Below are 16,239 nucleotides of genomic sequence, written 5' to 3' on the forward strand. Positions count from 1 at the left end.
TTATTTTAATAAAAAAATCCAAATTAATAATAAATTGTGTTAATATTAAGGAGCTATACAAAAAATAAGGAATTAACTTTGACTGGATAAAGTTATTAGGGCGTAAATATGTTTGCGGCATTGGATTTAGGCACAAATAATTGTCGTCTGCTGATCGTGTCATCTGATCGTGGCAGGTTGAGAATTGTTGACCATTATAATCGAGTAGTTCGATTGGGTGAGGGATTGTATGAAACAGGTCAGTTGAGTCAAGCTGCCATGGAACGTACAATGATCGCCCTCCGACATTGTGCATCCAAAATTGAAGGTAAAAGATTTTCCGCCTTTTATGCTGTCGCTACCGAAGCTTGTCGACGCGCCTCAAATGCTGATCATTTTCTTAGTCAGGTTTTATATGAAACAGGACTGAACATTAAGGTTATTTCACCACGGGAAGAGGTTGAGCTGGCTTTGGCCGGCTGCAATTCATTTTTATATGACAATGTGTTGAAACGTAATAAGACCAAGGCACTATTATTTGATATTGGAGGTGGTTCCACTGAAATTGCATGGGTTAAAATTGATTTTGCGCGACGAAAATATATTTTGATTGGATGTTTCAGTATACCTGTTGGCATTCTTACGTTAAGGGAGCAATTCAATATTGCCACTTTGCAGAATTACTATCAAATGTTTGATTTTGTTTTATCCAAGGTCATGGAATTCGAGGCCATTCACCGTATTCAGGCAGAGATTGTAAGAAATCAGGTTCAATTCATAGGGGTAAGTGGAACTATAACCACCCTTGCAAGCATTTTGTTAAATCAAAACAAGTATAATCGTGCGGCGATTGATGGTTTGTCTTTGCAAACAGCCCAACTTAAGGAAATAATCAGGACTTTGCTAGATCAGAAATTCAAAGAGACTGAAATTCTTTCCGACCGATATAAAAAAAGAATTCATTATCTTTTACCTGGATGCGCAATATTTGATGCCATACATACCTTGTGGCCCGCCAATGACATTGTCGTTGCCGATCGGGGTATTCGGGATGGAATAATTGCCAAAATGACGACAAATAAGTTAAGAAACTATTATAAAAATCATCATTATTTGTTAAACCAGTAATAAATTTAATTAATCAGTATAATTAAAGTAAAAATTATGAATAAAGATAATGCGAATTCGAATTCGCGCAAAAAAAAGAAATCGCGTTTTGATACTGGATTGACGGTTACCTTAAAAAAAACAAAAGGTCGTTCAACATCTCAACAAAGATGGTTGACGCGTCAGTTGAATGATCCTTATGTAAAAGCTGCACAACAGTATGGCTGGCGGTCCCGTGCCGCTTATAAGCTGATAGAGTTAAATGATAAATTTCATTTTTTAAAAAAGGGGATAAAGGTTGTTGATCTGGGTGCAGCACCAGGAGGATGGTCTCAGGTTGCGGTATATCACAAGGCATCCAAAGTTGTAGGTATTGATTTGTTGCAAGTTGAACCAGTCATGGGAGCTGATATTTTTCAGGGTGATTTTACAGAGCCCCATAATCTTGAAGTTTTACTGGATAAATTAGAGGGTAAGGCGGATCTGGTCATGTCTGATATGGCACCGAACACGACAGGACATGCAGCAACGGATCATATAAGAATAATTAATTTGACAGAACAGGCTTTGGACTTTGCAATAAAAATTTTAAATTTGAATGGAGTTTTCATTGCCAAAGTTTTCCAGGGGGGAAGTGAAAAATTGATGTTAAATAAACTCAAGCGATCCTTCAAAATTGTAAAACATGCAAAACCTCCAGCAAGTCGTAAGGAATCCAGAGAGTTATATGTGATTGCTACAGGGTTTAAAGGGAATAATTCTGAAGATAAATCGTGAATGTGTTGATAAAATTTCAAGGATAATTTGATTTTGTCACTATTTGACACAAAATTGATTTTTGGCTTGTCTAATCACAATTTTTTAGGTATGAAGAATTGCCAATAATTGGAACCCGATTTTTTTTCGGTTATCCCTTTTTATCTTTAATTTTCTAATTTTTAATAAAGGGTACCATAATGGCACATTCTTCTATTTCCCAAAAACATATTCGAGAAGCCCTTGCTTTTGATGATGTTTTGATTATTCCAGCAAAATCTAATGTATTGCCTAATCAGGCTGATGTTCGGTCCAATTTGACCCGATCTATCCGTTTAAATATACCCTTGATTTCATCAGCCATGGATACAGTAACAGAATGTGCAATGGCCATTGCTATGGCACAAAATGGAGGAATAGGGGTTATTCATAAAAATCTATCCATTCAGGAACAGGCCAATCAGGTCAAGCAGGTAAAACGCTTTGAATCGGGAATGGTGGTTGATCCGGTAACTGTTCATCCTGAACAGACTTTAGAAGAAGTCATTGCAACAATGAAACGCCATAACATAAGTGGACTCCCTGTTATTGAAAAAAATACGAATCGGCTTGTTGGTATTGTCACGCATCGTGATGTCCGGTTTGCAACAAATGCAAAACAACCCGTTGCGGAGTTAATGACAAAAGATAACCTGGTTACAGTCAAAGAGGGTGTGAGTCCCGATGAAGCTAAAAAACTGCTTCATCAAAATCGTATCGAAAAATTGCTTGTCGTTGATAAAAATGATTGTTGTGTCGGAATAATGACTGTCAAGGATATGGAAAAATCAGTCGTTTATCCTTTGGCCAACAAGGATCAATATGGTCGTTTACGTTGTGCTGCTGCCACAGGTGTTGGTGAGGACGGATATAAACGGGCTGTCACGCTTATAGAGGCTGGTGTTGATGTTTTGGTCGTAGATACGGCACATGGACATTCCCAGGGTGTTTTGGACTCGATAGGGCGCCTCAAGAAAAATTATGCTGACGTTCAAATTATTGCGGGAAATATTGCGACACCAGAAGGTGCTCAAGCATTGATTGATGTTGGCGCTGATGCAGTAAAAGTTGGAATTGGTCCAGGTTCAATCTGTACAACCCGTGTTGTTGCAGGGGTAGGAGTTCCCCAATTTTCGGCAGTAATAGAAGTGTCTGAAATTTGTCATGCTGCCAATATTCCTTTAATAGCAGATGGTGGAATTCGCACGTCTGGCGATATTGTTAAAGCTATCGGTGCGGGTGCAGATGTTGTCATGATTGGATCTTTACTGGCAGGTACTGATGAAGCTCCTGGTGAAGTATTTCTATATCAGGGACGTTCCTATAAATCATACCGCGGAATGGGAAGTCTTGGTGCCATGGCTCGTGGATCTGCTGACCGTTATTTTCAACAGGATATCAAGGAAAGCCATAAGCTTGTTCCTGAAGGCATTGAAGGGCAGGTACCATACAAAGGGGCGGCAGAAGGAGTGATACATCAGATGGTTGGCGGCTTGAAAGCAGGTATGGGATATACTGGCAATGCGACGATTGAAGAAATGAAAAAAAATGTTCAGTTCCGTAAAATTACGGGAGCGGGATTGAGGGAAAGCCATGTTCATGATGTTGTAATTACGCGTGAAGCGCCTAACTATCATCATAATTAAATAATAAATTTGTCTATCAGATATTTAAGTAAAGACGTATGACCCCTTCAGCACAAATTTCGGCAGTGATTGAACTGCTTTTAGCTATTCAGAAAGAAAAATATATTCCGGCAGATTCAACAGCCAATCGGTTTTTCAGGCGGCGCCGTTATATTGGAGGAGGGGATCGTCGTTTTGTTTCAGGCAAAGTTTGGGAAATTTTACGTTGTTACCGAAAGTTGGAATGGTGGCTGAAAAGAATAGGTAGTCCGATCAATCCTCGTATGATGGTCGCAGCTTATTTGGTTTTGTCAGGAAATTCTATACCTAAAGTGCATAATTTTTATTCGGGTGAAAAATATGCGCCATTATTGTTGAATAGTAACGAAATTTTATATTTGCAATCTTTGGTAAACAAACCGTTTGTTTCCGATGAAATGTCCAAAGCGGTAATTTATGAAGTTCCAGATTGGGTATATCCTATCATAAATGGCCAATACGGGGATCAGACAGAAAAAGAACTTTCAATGTTGTTGGAACCAGCTACTCTTGATTTGCGCGTCAATTTTCTAAAAGTGGAAGATCGATATAAGGCTAGGGAGATTCTAGTATCTGAAAATATACAAACAGAATTAATGAATATTTCTCCATGGGGATTGAGAGCGCAAGGAAGACAATCCATAACATCCACAAATGCTTTCAAAAATGGTCTGGTTGAAATTCAAGACGAAGGTAGCCAATTAATTGCACTCATGACCGGTGTTAAATCGTCAATGCGTGTCCTGGATTATTGCGCGGGAGCCGGAGGTAAAACGTTGGCTATGGCGATGATGATGGAAAATAAGGGGCATATTATTGCATCAGATATCTTTCCCGCTCGGTTAAATGCCGCTCAAAGTCGTTTGCGAAGGGCAGGTGTTTTTAATTGTGAAACCCATATTTTTGCTGAAGATGCAAAATGGTTAAAAAGGCGTGTTGAAAGTTTCGATCGTGTTTTGGTTGATGCACCTTGTAGCAGTACCGGAACTTGGAGACGTAATCCTGATGCGCGTTTAAGGTTTAAGGAAAATGATTTATTGGAACTTGTTGAAAAACAGGCCCACATTCTTGATTCTGCAGCCAGAATGGTAAAAAAAGGTGGAAGGTTGATATATGCAACCTGTTCAATATTACGTCAGGAAAATCAAGATCAAATCAATAATTTTCTGGAAAGAAATAACAATTTTTCACTCGTAGAGCCTGATACGATTCCAGAATTGTTACCCGAAGAATTCATGAAGAAAACAAGTTTTCAATTAACACCAGCGCAAAATCAAACGGATGGTTTCTTTTGCACGGTTATGGTGAAGAATTAATTTATTTCTTTCCTGTAAAAATAATTAACAACATATTCCATGGTTAATCCCTGAATTAAAACGGTTAACACTACGCACCCATAACAGATGAGCAGGATTTCATTTTTTGGAAATATATTGGGGAGAGATAAGGCTATTGCCAGGGAAATGCCTCCTCTTAGTCCTCCCCATGTTAGAATGGAAATTAAACCCTTCGGGTTTGAATCCTGATATAATAATACAAAACCACTTAGACTGAGGGCTATGAAACGTGTAATTGCCAGAAATGGAAAAGCCAGGAATGTGATAACCAGAATATGATAACTGAAAGGGATGATGACAATCTGCAACCCAATTATCAAAAATAGCATGGTGTTGAGGATTTCATCAATTACATGCCAGCAGTAAATAACCGAATCACTTTTTTCCGCAGGCTGTTTTTGAAGATGGTTACCGATCAATAAACCGCTTGCCACAACTGCAATGGGACCTGACATGTTAAGATCACTTGCGATAGAAAAGGTACCTGCCGCCAAAGCCAGTGAAAATAATATGGTAATTTCGTTGTGGGACAATCGTCTGATTATAAAAATAACAATGGTGGCGGTTATAATACCCAGAAGACCACTGCCAACAATCTCTTTTATGCTAATCAAGAATAGACTGGTTGTGGATGGGGTCTTTTGATGAATGATTACGGATAAAAATGTTGTAAAAGCAATTAAAGCTATACCATCATTGAAAAGACTTTCTCCAGCAAAAATTGCTTGTAACCGTTTGGAAAGGCCTAGTCTGCCGAACATACTGATAACTGAAACCGGATCTGTCGGGGCTATAATAGCGCCTAGGGTGAGACACCAGAGTAAAGAAATGGGAATAGAAAATAGATAAAACAGAACCCAAAAAACAAGACCGAGAAATAATATCGATAATAAAGTGCCAATAATTGTCAAGGAAGCAATATTATAGCGAGCTTTCCACAACTCATGTAATGAAATTTGCAAACTTCCTGCAAAAAGCAGAAATGCTAGAGCACCATTGAGAAGCAAAGTGGGAAAATTGATTTGTGAGATAATTTTCTGTGCAAATGAATATCCGGAAACAAATGAAAGGAAATAATCCGAGATAAACAGGATTATTGAAAATATGAATGCGGCAATCATGATCCCTATGGTCATGGGAAGTTTGAGATATTTCAGATTAATTGCCCCGCAAATTGCGGTAAGAAGAAACAATAAAGAAATAAGGGTCAGTATACTCATGTTAATTTCCCTTTATTATCATAGATATAATTTTAGGGTAATTTGAGTTTAAGTAAATTATTTTTGAGCTATAAAATTGAAAATTTTTGTAATTTTTAGTTAAAAATTATTAAAAATTAACGTAATTTTGAGTATAAAGATACTAATCTCTAACTTCATCCTTATATGTAATAGGGATATGGTTTTAAAAGAAGGGTAAATTCAATGACAGGCATTCATCCTGTTTTAGTGGTTGATGATGATCCAAAGTTAATTGAAACGCTAACCGAACAATTGCAAGAAAATCAGGAATTTGAGGTTTCAAGTGCCTTAACGGTAAAAGAGGCTAAAAACAAAATTCTGGATTCTGATAGGCATTATGATGCAATCATATTGGATGTAATGCTTCCAGATGGCGATGGATGTGATCTATGTGCCTATTTACGTAAGGAAGGTTGCAGAACGCCCATTATCATGCTGACGGGTTCAGATAATGAAGAGGATGTTGTAAGGGGGCTTGATGCAGGCGGTAATGATTATGTATCAAAACCATTTCGCATTGCCGAGTTACTGGCAAGATTAAGGGCACAGATGCGTATTTTTGCTAGTAGTGAGGATGCTGTTTTCACAATTGGCAATTATATTTTCCGTCCGTCTGCAAAGTCGTTGCAGGAACAGGATTCAAATCGTCGGATCCGTTTAACTGAAAAAGAGGCTGCCATACTCAAATTTTTATATCGGTCAGGATCAAGACCAGTACCAAGACAAGTTTTGTTGAATGAGGTTTGGGGATATAATTCAGCGGTGACAACCCATACACTTGAGACCCATATTTATCGTCTACGCCAAAAAATCGAGCCTGATCCTTCGAATGTAACCCTTCTGATAACTGAGGCTGGTGGATATCGACTGAGTTCAATTTCTGATAAAAAAGAAGAATAGTTATTTATTTTAATTCAAGCATGATTGGGACATGATCAGAAGGTTTGTCCCAGTTTCTAGCCTCTTTAAAAACCTGAATTGTTTTTAGGTGTGATCGTAGATCTGGAGAAATCCATAAATGATCCAATCTTCTTCCCCGGTTTGACTTTTCCCAGTTACGGTTTCTATAAGACCACCAGGTATATAGTTTTTCGTGGGGAGGAATTATTTCACGCATTGCATCAATATAACCCGTATGTAACCATTGATTGAGTTTTTCAGTTTCAATGGGTGTATGACTGACAATTTTCAATAATTGTTTGTGGTTCCATACATCATTTTCCAAGGGTGCAATATTAAAATCTCCTACAAGAATTGAACTGGTCTCCTTATTTTGAGAAAACCATTCTTTTGTTTCTGTCAGGAAATCTAATTTATGTTTGAATTTGGGATTTATAGTTGGATCAGGTTCATCCCCACCTGCAGGAATATAGAAATTATGAAGGTTTATTTTTTTATTTTTATAATTGAATTGAACTGAAATATGTCTGCAGTCACTTTTACCGCACCATTGTCTGGTATTGGAAATATGATATCCTAATGGATGTTTTGATAAAATACAAACGCCGTTATAACTTTTCATTCCTTTAAAAAGACAATTGTGAAAACCGAGCAATTCTATTTCAGATTGGGGAAAAAGAGGATCAGGGACTTTTGTTTCCTGAAGGCATAAAATATCGGGATTTGCTAATTCTATCAGTTGTTTTAACAAGGGCAAGCGTAACCTTAATGAATTAATGTTCCAACTAATAATACGCATATAGAAATTTCAATTTAAAATGGGAAATTGATTATAATTTAAAATAAATTCAAATTAAGAGAAGAAGGTCAATTTAGGAATTTAATCAGAAAATGTCCAGTAAAAAATAAATAAATCTTAATATTGAAAATTGTGGATAATTACATTATTGAAATTAAAATTTTCATTTTGTCCACTATTGGACTTGACAGTGATTTTAGGGTTTGTGATAAATTAGTTAAAAATATTGAATAATTCCATGTAACAATAAAAATGATTAAAAATCAATGAGTTATATTAATTGCTTAAAAATTAGGCAAAACATATAAGGGCTTGATAAACTGCCTTTTACATCCATATATTAGATATTCATCCATAGAGTTATCCACAAGATCAGTGGAGAAGTAAGATAAGTCTTAGAAAATAAAAGGATAACAGAACTTATTTGTGATGATGGTAAAAAAATGCAATGAAACTTCATGATTACAAACCTTTGGATTCGTATAAGGGAACAAAAGCAATTAAGCATGCTTTAAAAACAATGCCCGAAACGGCAGGGGTTTATCGTATGCTTAATGAAAAAGGGGGAGTTTTATATGTTGGTAAAGCAAAAAATTTAAAAAAACGCGTATCCTCCTATACACGCTTGACACAATTGACCGAGCGTATACGTAAAATGATTTTGCAAACGACTTCCATGGAAATTATAACCACCTATACGGAAGCTGAGGCTCTACTACTTGAAGCCAATCTGATTAAAAGTCTTAAACCACGATATAATATTTTGTTGAGGGATGATAAATCATACCCTTGGTTAGTTATAACAAAAGAAAAATGGCCTAGAATTGATAAACATCGGGGAAAAATATCCAAGAAAAATTATTATTGGGGGCCGTTTGCTTCTGTTGGGGCAGTCAATCAGACTCTTGAACTTTTACAGAAAATATTTCTGTTAAGAAGTTGTGAAGACAGTATTTTCAATTCCAGAAAGCGACCATGTTTGCTTTATCAGATCAAACGATGTTCTGGTCCTTGTGATAATCGCGTTAGTAAAACAGATTATGATGATCTCATAAATCAAGCAAAATCATTTCTTTCTGGAGAAACAAACATTATTCAGCAGCAATTGGCTACCGAAATGGAGAAGGCGTCAGAACAATTGGATTTTGAACGTGCCGCGGTGATACGTGATCGTATTCGGGCCTTTACCTATGTTCAAACAAATGGAGTAATTAATCCTGCTACAATTGACAACGCTGATATAATAGCATTTGCGCAAAAAGGTTATCTAACCTGTATTCAGGTGTTTTTTATTAGAGGGGGAAGAAATAATGGCAATCGTGCTTTATTCCCGATACAAACAGAGGATCAAAGCCCCGAAGAAATTTTGGACGCCTTTTTGGGACAATTCTATGAAAATAAGCCGCCGCCATCACAAATATACATGAATATTAAATTATCTGACCAAGCGCTGATGAGTAAGGCATTAAGTATGAGGGCATCGAAAAGGGTAAGCTTGTATGTACCAAAAATAGGGGAGAAAAGGGCAGTTGTTGATCATGCGGTACATAATGCCCATATGGCGCTTGATCGAAAATTGGCTGAAACTGCATCACAAACAAAATTATTAGAACAGGTTCGTGATATTTTTCATCTGTCTGATATTCCGAAAAGAATTGAGATTTACGATAATAGTCACATAATGGGTACCAATGCATATGGGGCAATGGTTGTGGCTGGACCTGAAGGTTTTATTAAGTCTGGTTATCGTAAATTTTCAATTAAATCTGATATCACCCCTGGAGATGACTTTGGTATGATGCGTGAAGTTTTATTCAGACGTTTTAACAAGGGTAAAATTGCTGATTGGCAGAATTTCCCTGATTTACTGTTAATAGATGGTGGTGCGGGACAGTTTTCGGCTGTTGATACAATTTTGAAAGAGCTCGGGATTGAAAATGTAGCCTTGGTCAGTATTGCCAAAGGACCGGATCGGAATGCAGGGAGAGAGTGGTTTTTTACACGTGATCAAAATCCTTTTCAATTGTCCGAAAGAGATCCTGTTCTGTATTATCTGCAACGATTAAGAGATGAGGCGCATCGATTTGCCATTACTACTCATAGAGTGGGAAGATTAAAAAGCATAGAAAAATCCGAACTGGATTCAATTCCGGGTATAGGTAATAAGAGAAAACGTAATCTACTAAACCATTTTGGTTCTGCCAGCGCCGTTAAAGAGGCCAGTGTTTCGGATTTAGAAAATATTCCAGGTATTAATAGAATATTGGCTGAATCAATATATGATTATTTTAGACCTGGTGTATATAAGTAACAAATATAAGAAAATATATATTTTTTATTCCATTTTTTTTATAAAATGTTAAATAACTATTTTGATAAATGTTCAGCCGTGATCCTAAATAGAAATGTTTTATAATTTACCTAATTGTCTTACCTTGTCTCGTATAATTATAATACCATTGGTGGCTGTTCTTGTAATGGTTCATAAGCCGGTAACAGATTTATTGGCTTGTATACTATTTATTATCGCTGGTATTACGGATTATTTAGACGGTAAGCTTGCCCGTGCATGGCAACAGCTTTCCGACTTTGGAAAAATGTTTGATCCCATTGCGGATAAATTACTGGTAGGTATCATATTGATTGTTATGGCTGGTTACGATCGTCTTCCATACGGTGGACTGATTCCTGCAATGATTATCTTGGCAAGAGAAATACTGGTCAGCGGATTAAGAGAATATCTTTCCTCTTTCGAGATCAGCCTACCTGTCACAAAACTGGCAAAATGGAAAACAACTTTTCAAATGGTGGCTATTGGTTTTTTACTTGCTGGAGATAGCAGTGCAGAATTATTGAACATTAACTGGTTTCCGGTTAATGTTATTGGATCGATATTATTATGGATTGCGGCAATTTTAACTATGATTACGGGTTGGGGTTATATTCATACGGGTATCAGATTTATTAATAAAACGGATTTTTAAAAAACTTATATTTGAATTTTATCTTGTTGGATATGTATTTTTTTAAATTATGTATCATCAAATTTTTAAAACGGATGGAGAACAATCATGCGGAATTATGCTGCACTTATTACCACATTTTTGATATTAAGTGGGTGTTCCGGGATAGATAAATTTTTTGATGATACCGTTTCTTTACCAGGAAATAATCCCGAGGCTCCAGAAGGATATGCGGAAAATATGCAAAGGGTAAAAGGCAATATGGCGATAGCTACAACCCCTTTGTTACCTCAAAGTGAAAATATTTGGCCCTCTCGTCCTCCTGCATTACCTACGTTGAGTGATGTTGCGAGTGATGATAAAAGTTTCTCCCTATCAGATTACAGTAGAGCGGCAGGTGGTGATGTAGACAGCGTAACGCATGATCAAATCAATAAGCAATCTGTTCCTGTTGATTTTCCAGAAGATGGTAATCTGAATGTTGGGGAACAATATCAGATCAAAAATGGAATGACGGATTTCATCAATGGAAGGCTGCCTGACTCAATTAAGGATCAGGGAGCGAAATATATTGAAAAAGGTAAGGACGCTCCAGTAATCGTTCCGAATGGGGATGGAACCAGTACCATTATCAATTCCAGGGGTGTTGTAAAGATTATCCCGGATAGCCAATTGCCGACATTTAAAAATGAAAGTAAAAAAGGTAAAAATAAATCATCAAAAAATGATGGTGAAAATTAATATTCATGTTTGATCACATCATATATTGAATTAGTTAACAAGGATAATTCTTCAGGTGTTATGGTGAAAGAGGGTGTAAGATAAACGATATTTCTGAAGGGACGTATCCATACATTTTGTTGGATAAATTTTGTCTTTAGACGGTTTAAGTTTGAAATATTGTATAACTCAACAACGGCAACGGCCCCTTTTACCCTAACATCCTTGACATTTTTTAAATTTTTACATTGTGTTAATTCTTTTTTCATTTGTCTTTCAATGGAACTGACGGCATTCTTCCAATTGTATTGATCAAAAACTTCCAAGGATGCATTGGCAGCGGAACAGGCCAGGGGATTGGCCATAAATGTTGGTCCATGCATCAGGGCATGTTGATCACTATCAGATAAAAACCCGTCAAATATATATTCTTTCGCAATGGTTGCAGCCAATGCCATCGTGCCTCCACTTAATGCTTTTGAAAGTGTAATAATATCCGGAATGACATCTGCCTGTTCACAGGCAAAAAAACTTCCCGTTCTGCCAAACCCAGTAAAAATTTCGTCAAATATCAATAAAATTTCAAAATGATCAGCTTGTTTTCGCAAAAATCTTAAAACTTCTGGAGAATGAAATAACATGCCTCCAGCTCCCTGTATCAAAGGTTCAATTAAGATTGCAGCAATGGTTTGGTGATGCTTTTCTAGAAACTGAATGAAATCCTTTTGTTTTTCCAAGGTATCAGGCAAAGGAATGTTGTATTGGTGGGGAATAATATTCTTGAATAAATTATGCATTCCTTCTTCAGGATCACAAACCGCCATTGTCGCCATGGTATCACCATGATATCCACCATGAAAAGAAATGATTTTGTTTTTGATATTGTTATTTTGGTTTAACCAGAATTGGGCTGCAATTTTTAGTGCCACTTCCACAGATACGGAGCCTGATTCAGAAAAAAAAACTTTGTTTAAATCTCCAGGCAACAGGTTTGCCAGATGTTTTGCCAAATCAATTGCAGGTTGATGAATAATGCCACCAAACATAATATGAGGCATTAGTTCAAGTTGTTTTTTTACCGTTTTGATAATATGTGGGTGATTATACCCATGACAGGCTGTCCACCATGAAGCAATACCATCAATCAATTTAGCTCCATCATTTAGGATAATTGTACTTCCATGCGTGGCTTTTGCAACAATTGGGGCATTACAATTATTCATTTGCGTATAGGGTAACCATATATTTTTTAAAGTTGAATGGAACATGGGATTTTGCCTATAATTGTTAAGATAGAGTTTGCATAACTAAACAAAAATTTTAAAACTTGAAAAGACTAACTTAATGAACCGATTTGATATTTTTTTTTCTCGGGAATTAGACAAAAGAGCTAAAGAGGATTTAAAAAGAGAATTGCCAACATTTGAAATAATTGATTCATTACATATAAAAAATAAGGGTAAAAGTTATATAAATTTTTCCAGTAATGATTATCTGGGATTATCAAACAATGCAAATTTAAAAATTAAAGGTGAGGAGTTTTTAAGACAATATGGTACTGGAAGCGGGGCATCCAGATTAATTTCGTCCAATGCTTCATATTATGGTAAAATCGAGGAGAAACTAGCTAATTTTCTAGGAACTGAAGCGGCATTAATATTTCCATCAGGTTGGCAGGCAAATGTTGGGGTTGTTGCTTCCCTTATTGAAAATTTTCCAAAACCAGTATGGGTATTTACGGATAAATTGAATCATGCCAGTTTGCATTATGGATGCAAAGCTGGTCAAGTTAAACAGATCCGTTTCAGTCACAATGATCTTGACCATCTACAAACACGATTGAAAAAAATTGAGGGGGAAAAAGGTTCAAGAATAATTTTAACGGAAACCATATTCAGTATGGATGGCGATGTTTGTGACTTGAAAAGATTGAGATCAATTGCCGACCAGTTTAATGCCTTTTTATTTCTAGATGACGCACATGCAACCGGAATATTTGGAAGTAAGGGCGAGGGATTGGCCCCTGCCTTTGCTGATTTAACGATGGGAACATTTAGTAAAGCGTGGGGAAGTTTTGGGGCCTATATAGCTGGATCTAGAGATTTGTGTGAATGGCTGGTGAATTTTTGTTCTGCTTTTATCCACACGACTGCATTGCCCGCCGCCGTAATCGGTAGCATCGAGGCAGCACTAGAATTAATGCCTTCATTAACAAACCAACGTGCCTTTTTGGTTAAACAGTCTGAAAAGGTTAGAAAACAATTAGAGTCACTGGGATATCAATGTGGTCAGTCTATTTCACATATAATTCCCATTATTGTTGGATCACCGGTAAAGGCCCAATTAATGGCAAATGCTTTGAAGGAAAAAAATATCTGGATTACCCCAATTCGTCCACCCACCGTTCCCTTTCATGGAAGTCGTTTACGATTGACCCTTAGCGCCGGTCATCGAGAGGATGAAATAGAGTATTTACTAAAATCTTTTCATTCAATTGATCTAATTTCAATTCATTGATCATGAAAAATAATTATCGTTTGCTATTTGTCCATGGATGGGGATATTCATCATCATTTTGGCAAAAATTACAAAATAATCTAAAAGAATACCACTCGGAAACAATTGATTTGGGTTTTATAGGGAAAAACACGGATAAAAATTGTAATCTTAAATCAATTTTAAACTTACAAAAGAAATATATTGCTGTAGGACACTCTTTAGGTTTTTTATATCTCTTAAAAAATTTTTCTTTTCGTTTCAAATATTACGTGGCTATTAACAGTTTCGCTAGATTTTCCAGAGATCCTACATTTCCGAAAGGTGTGGCATTAAGGGTTCTGGATCGTATGTCTAGAGGATTATCCACTGATTCAAATCTTATAATGAAACAGTTTTATCAGCAATGTGGTCAAGTAGTAAATTTTTTGCCCAGCTTTAATATTGAAGAATTGCAAAAAGGACTTGAATTTCTTAAATTTGGGGATGTTCGAAGTATCATTCCACAGATCAGAAATAAACTCACAGTTATAGCTTCAAAAAAAGATCCTGTTGTTAATGAAACCATGACCATACAATCATTTCAAGAGTGCAACTATTTGTGGCTTGACGATGATACACATATATTGCCTTTATCAAAAACGAATGCCTGTGCGGAAATCATCAGAGAACTTATAAATAATGTCTAGAAATTATAAAGAAAAAATAATCAAAGCTTTTGATCAGGCGGATCAATATGAAAAATTTGCCTCAATACAAAAAATTGTTGCGAAAAAATTGTCTGATTATATTCGGAAACAGTGCAGCACTTCAGTCGATCGTAAAGAAAAAATATCAATTCTTGAAATTGGTTGTGGAACTGGATTATTAACTCAATATCTTATCGACTTTTTTCCTGATGCACATTTTGTATTGACGGATATATCACCTGAAATGCTGAATCGTGCAAAAAATAAGTTCAAAAACCATAAATACGATTTAATATTTAAGCTTATGGATGGTGAATATCCAGAATTGGATGAAAAATATGATTTGATTTGTTCAAGCCTGACTTTCCAATGGTTTGATAATGTTGCAAGTGCAATCAGGACTCTTACAAATTATTTGAAACAAAATGGCTATTTGATTTGTTCTACCCTAACGTTTGAAACGTTTAAAGAATGGCGTTCTATCTATAACGACAATGATTTTAGCTGTAATTTACAGACTTATCCATCAATTGAATCTATTCAATCAGTTTGGCCAGAAACAGGAACCGGTCGTTGGGAAACTGATGAGATCATTGTTCAAATTGACACAGCAATTGATTTTTTCAAAGGACTTCGCTCTATAGGAGCTTCTGTTCCTCTCGAAACCTCAAAACCCTTGAAGTTATCTCAGTTTAAGAAAGTTCTTTCTGATTTTAGTAAAAATTACAATTATTGTTCTTATCATATAGCCTATGGTGTTTTCCGTAAATTTTCCGCTAAAGGTTTTTTTGTTACGGGAACTGATACAGATATTGGAAAAACACTAATTTCTGCATGTTTAACAAAATTGCTAAATGCGGTTTATTGGAAACCTATTCAAACAGGTTTAAATTGCGATATTGGAGATACAGATACAGTTTGCCATTTAGCCGAACTTTCCGAGACACAATATTTATCCCCAATTATAAAATTGCAAGCACCTTTATCTCCTGAAGATGCCGCAAGGCTGGAAAATCGTGAATTAAGCCTTGATCACGTGAATGTATCTGATTTGAAACAAGAAAACAAATACATAGTTGAAGGGGCGGGTGGGATTTTTGTACCTATCAATGATCATTTGTTTATCATTGATCTTATTGAAAAGATTAATTTACCTGTTATAGTTGTAGCCCGAACTATTTTGGGAACATTGAATCATACCCTAATGACAATCGAGGCTTTAAGAAATAGAAATATAAAAATTTCAGGGGTAATTTTAAATGGCCCGTTGAACGAAGATTGTAAAAATTCTATAATAAGTCATGGAAAAGTCAAGATTTTGGGACAAGTGCCTTTTCTATCAAATGTAAATCCAGATAATCTTTCCACGTTATGTGAATGTATTTCCATTCCTGAAGAAATGGTCTAAAATCCGTAAAATATTATGAACAAATAATATTTGACAAAATCTTAAAATTTTGTAAGTAAGTTGAATTAAAGAATAGACTTGCTTTTATATGTAAAATATAACCTTTAAATATATGGTTATATTTTAGTAAATCAGCCTGAT

14 protein-coding genes are annotated in these 16,239 nt (G+C 36.0%); 11 read left to right on the plus strand and 3 right to left on the minus strand.

The window, feature by feature from the left end; genetic code table 11:
* Positions 1-108 precede the first annotated feature (108 nt).
* From H3T57_RS03020 to H3T57_RS03035, 4 genes are all read left to right on the plus strand, one after another.
* The gene (locus tag H3T57_RS03020) at positions 109-1,107 is read left to right on the plus strand and encodes a Ppx/GppA family phosphatase (protein ID WP_155569278.1); all 999 of its coding nucleotides are present in this window, start codon (positions 109-111) and stop codon (positions 1,105-1,107) included.
* A 36-nt stretch (positions 1,108-1,143) separates the two neighbouring features.
* Positions 1,144-1,863 (plus strand): RlmE family RNA methyltransferase, encoded by a 720-nt coding sequence (locus H3T57_RS03025; RefSeq protein ID WP_155569277.1) that lies wholly within the window; start codon positions 1,144-1,146, stop codon positions 1,861-1,863.
* 179 nt (positions 1,864-2,042) lie between these two features.
* Positions 2,043-3,527 carry an IMP dehydrogenase gene (gene guaB / locus H3T57_RS03030; RefSeq protein ID WP_198193143.1) on the plus strand — a complete coding sequence of 495 codons (1,485 nt, stop codon included), beginning with the start codon at positions 2,043-2,045 and terminating at the stop codon, positions 3,525-3,527.
* Between the two features lie 38 nt (positions 3,528-3,565).
* Positions 3,566-4,861 carry an RsmB/NOP family class I SAM-dependent RNA methyltransferase gene (locus H3T57_RS03035; RefSeq protein ID WP_198193144.1) on the plus strand — a complete coding sequence of 432 codons (1,296 nt, stop codon included), beginning with the start codon at positions 3,566-3,568 and terminating at the stop codon, positions 4,859-4,861.
* On the opposite strand, the gene H3T57_RS03040 is transcribed toward H3T57_RS03035, so the two are convergent.
* On the minus strand, positions 4,858-6,102 hold the full coding sequence (locus H3T57_RS03040) for a sodium:proton antiporter (protein WP_155565497.1): 1,245 nt from the start codon (positions 6,100-6,102) through the stop codon (positions 4,858-4,860). The two genes, H3T57_RS03035 and H3T57_RS03040, sit on opposite strands and share 4 nt — an antisense overlap.
* Positions 6,103-6,306: 204 nt before the next feature.
* Here H3T57_RS03040 and H3T57_RS03045 point away from each other — a divergent pair, with 204 nt between their 5' ends.
* Complete coding sequence (locus H3T57_RS03045; protein ID WP_198193145.1) at positions 6,307-7,023, plus strand: response regulator transcription factor; 717 nt, start codon at positions 6,307-6,309, stop codon at positions 7,021-7,023.
* 4 nt (positions 7,024-7,027) lie between these two features.
* Here H3T57_RS03045 and xth read toward each other — a convergent pair whose 3' ends face one another.
* Complete coding sequence (gene xth / locus H3T57_RS03050; RefSeq protein WP_198193146.1) at positions 7,028-7,822, minus strand: exodeoxyribonuclease III; 795 nt, start codon at positions 7,820-7,822, stop codon at positions 7,028-7,030.
* Positions 7,823-8,270: 448 nt separating this feature from the next.
* Between xth and uvrC the strand changes: the two genes are divergently transcribed.
* The 3 genes from uvrC to H3T57_RS03065 all read left to right on the plus strand — a co-directional run bounded on the left by uvrC (position 8,271) and on the right by H3T57_RS03065 (position 11,526).
* Positions 8,271-10,133, plus strand: coding sequence for an excinuclease ABC subunit UvrC (gene uvrC, locus H3T57_RS03055; RefSeq protein WP_198193147.1), 1,863 nt, complete (start codon positions 8,271-8,273; stop codon positions 10,131-10,133).
* A 94-nt stretch (positions 10,134-10,227) separates the two neighbouring features.
* Entirely contained in the window at positions 10,228-10,806 is a 579-nt protein-coding gene (pgsA, locus tag H3T57_RS03060) for a CDP-diacylglycerol--glycerol-3-phosphate 3-phosphatidyltransferase (protein WP_155565494.1), read from the plus strand.
* 87 nt (positions 10,807-10,893) lie between these two features.
* Entirely contained in the window at positions 10,894-11,526 is a 633-nt protein-coding gene (locus tag H3T57_RS03065; protein ID WP_198193148.1) for a hypothetical protein, read from the plus strand.
* Here the strand turns inward: H3T57_RS03065 and H3T57_RS03070 are convergent.
* The gene (locus tag H3T57_RS03070; RefSeq protein ID WP_198193149.1) at positions 11,523-12,773 is read right to left on the minus strand and encodes an adenosylmethionine--8-amino-7-oxononanoate transaminase; all 1,251 of its coding nucleotides are present in this window, start codon (positions 12,771-12,773) and stop codon (positions 11,523-11,525) included. The two genes, H3T57_RS03065 and H3T57_RS03070, sit on opposite strands and share 4 nt — an antisense overlap.
* A gap of 76 nt (positions 12,774-12,849) precedes the next feature.
* Here H3T57_RS03070 and H3T57_RS03075 point away from each other — a divergent pair, with 76 nt between their 5' ends.
* Genes H3T57_RS03075 through bioD form a run of 3 tightly spaced genes read left to right on the plus strand, consistent with a single transcriptional unit; the run spans position 12,850 to position 16,098 of the window.
* Entirely contained in the window at positions 12,850-14,022 is a 1,173-nt protein-coding gene (locus tag H3T57_RS03075) for an 8-amino-7-oxononanoate synthase (RefSeq protein ID WP_198193150.1), read from the plus strand.
* A gap of 2 nt (positions 14,023-14,024) precedes the next feature.
* A complete protein-coding gene (locus H3T57_RS03080) occupies positions 14,025-14,690 on the plus strand; it encodes an alpha/beta fold hydrolase (RefSeq protein ID WP_198193151.1) in 666 nt (221 codons plus the stop codon).
* Positions 14,683-16,098, plus strand: coding sequence for a dethiobiotin synthase (bioD, locus tag H3T57_RS03085; RefSeq protein WP_198193152.1), 1,416 nt, complete (start codon positions 14,683-14,685; stop codon positions 16,096-16,098). The genes H3T57_RS03080 and bioD overlap by 8 nt, the downstream gene beginning before the upstream one ends.
* Positions 16,099-16,239 lie beyond the last annotated feature (141 nt).

It is taken from the genome of Commensalibacter sp. W6292M3 (assembly GCF_016101315.1).
Lineage (GTDB): Bacteria > Pseudomonadota > Alphaproteobacteria > Acetobacterales > Acetobacteraceae > Commensalibacter > Commensalibacter melissae.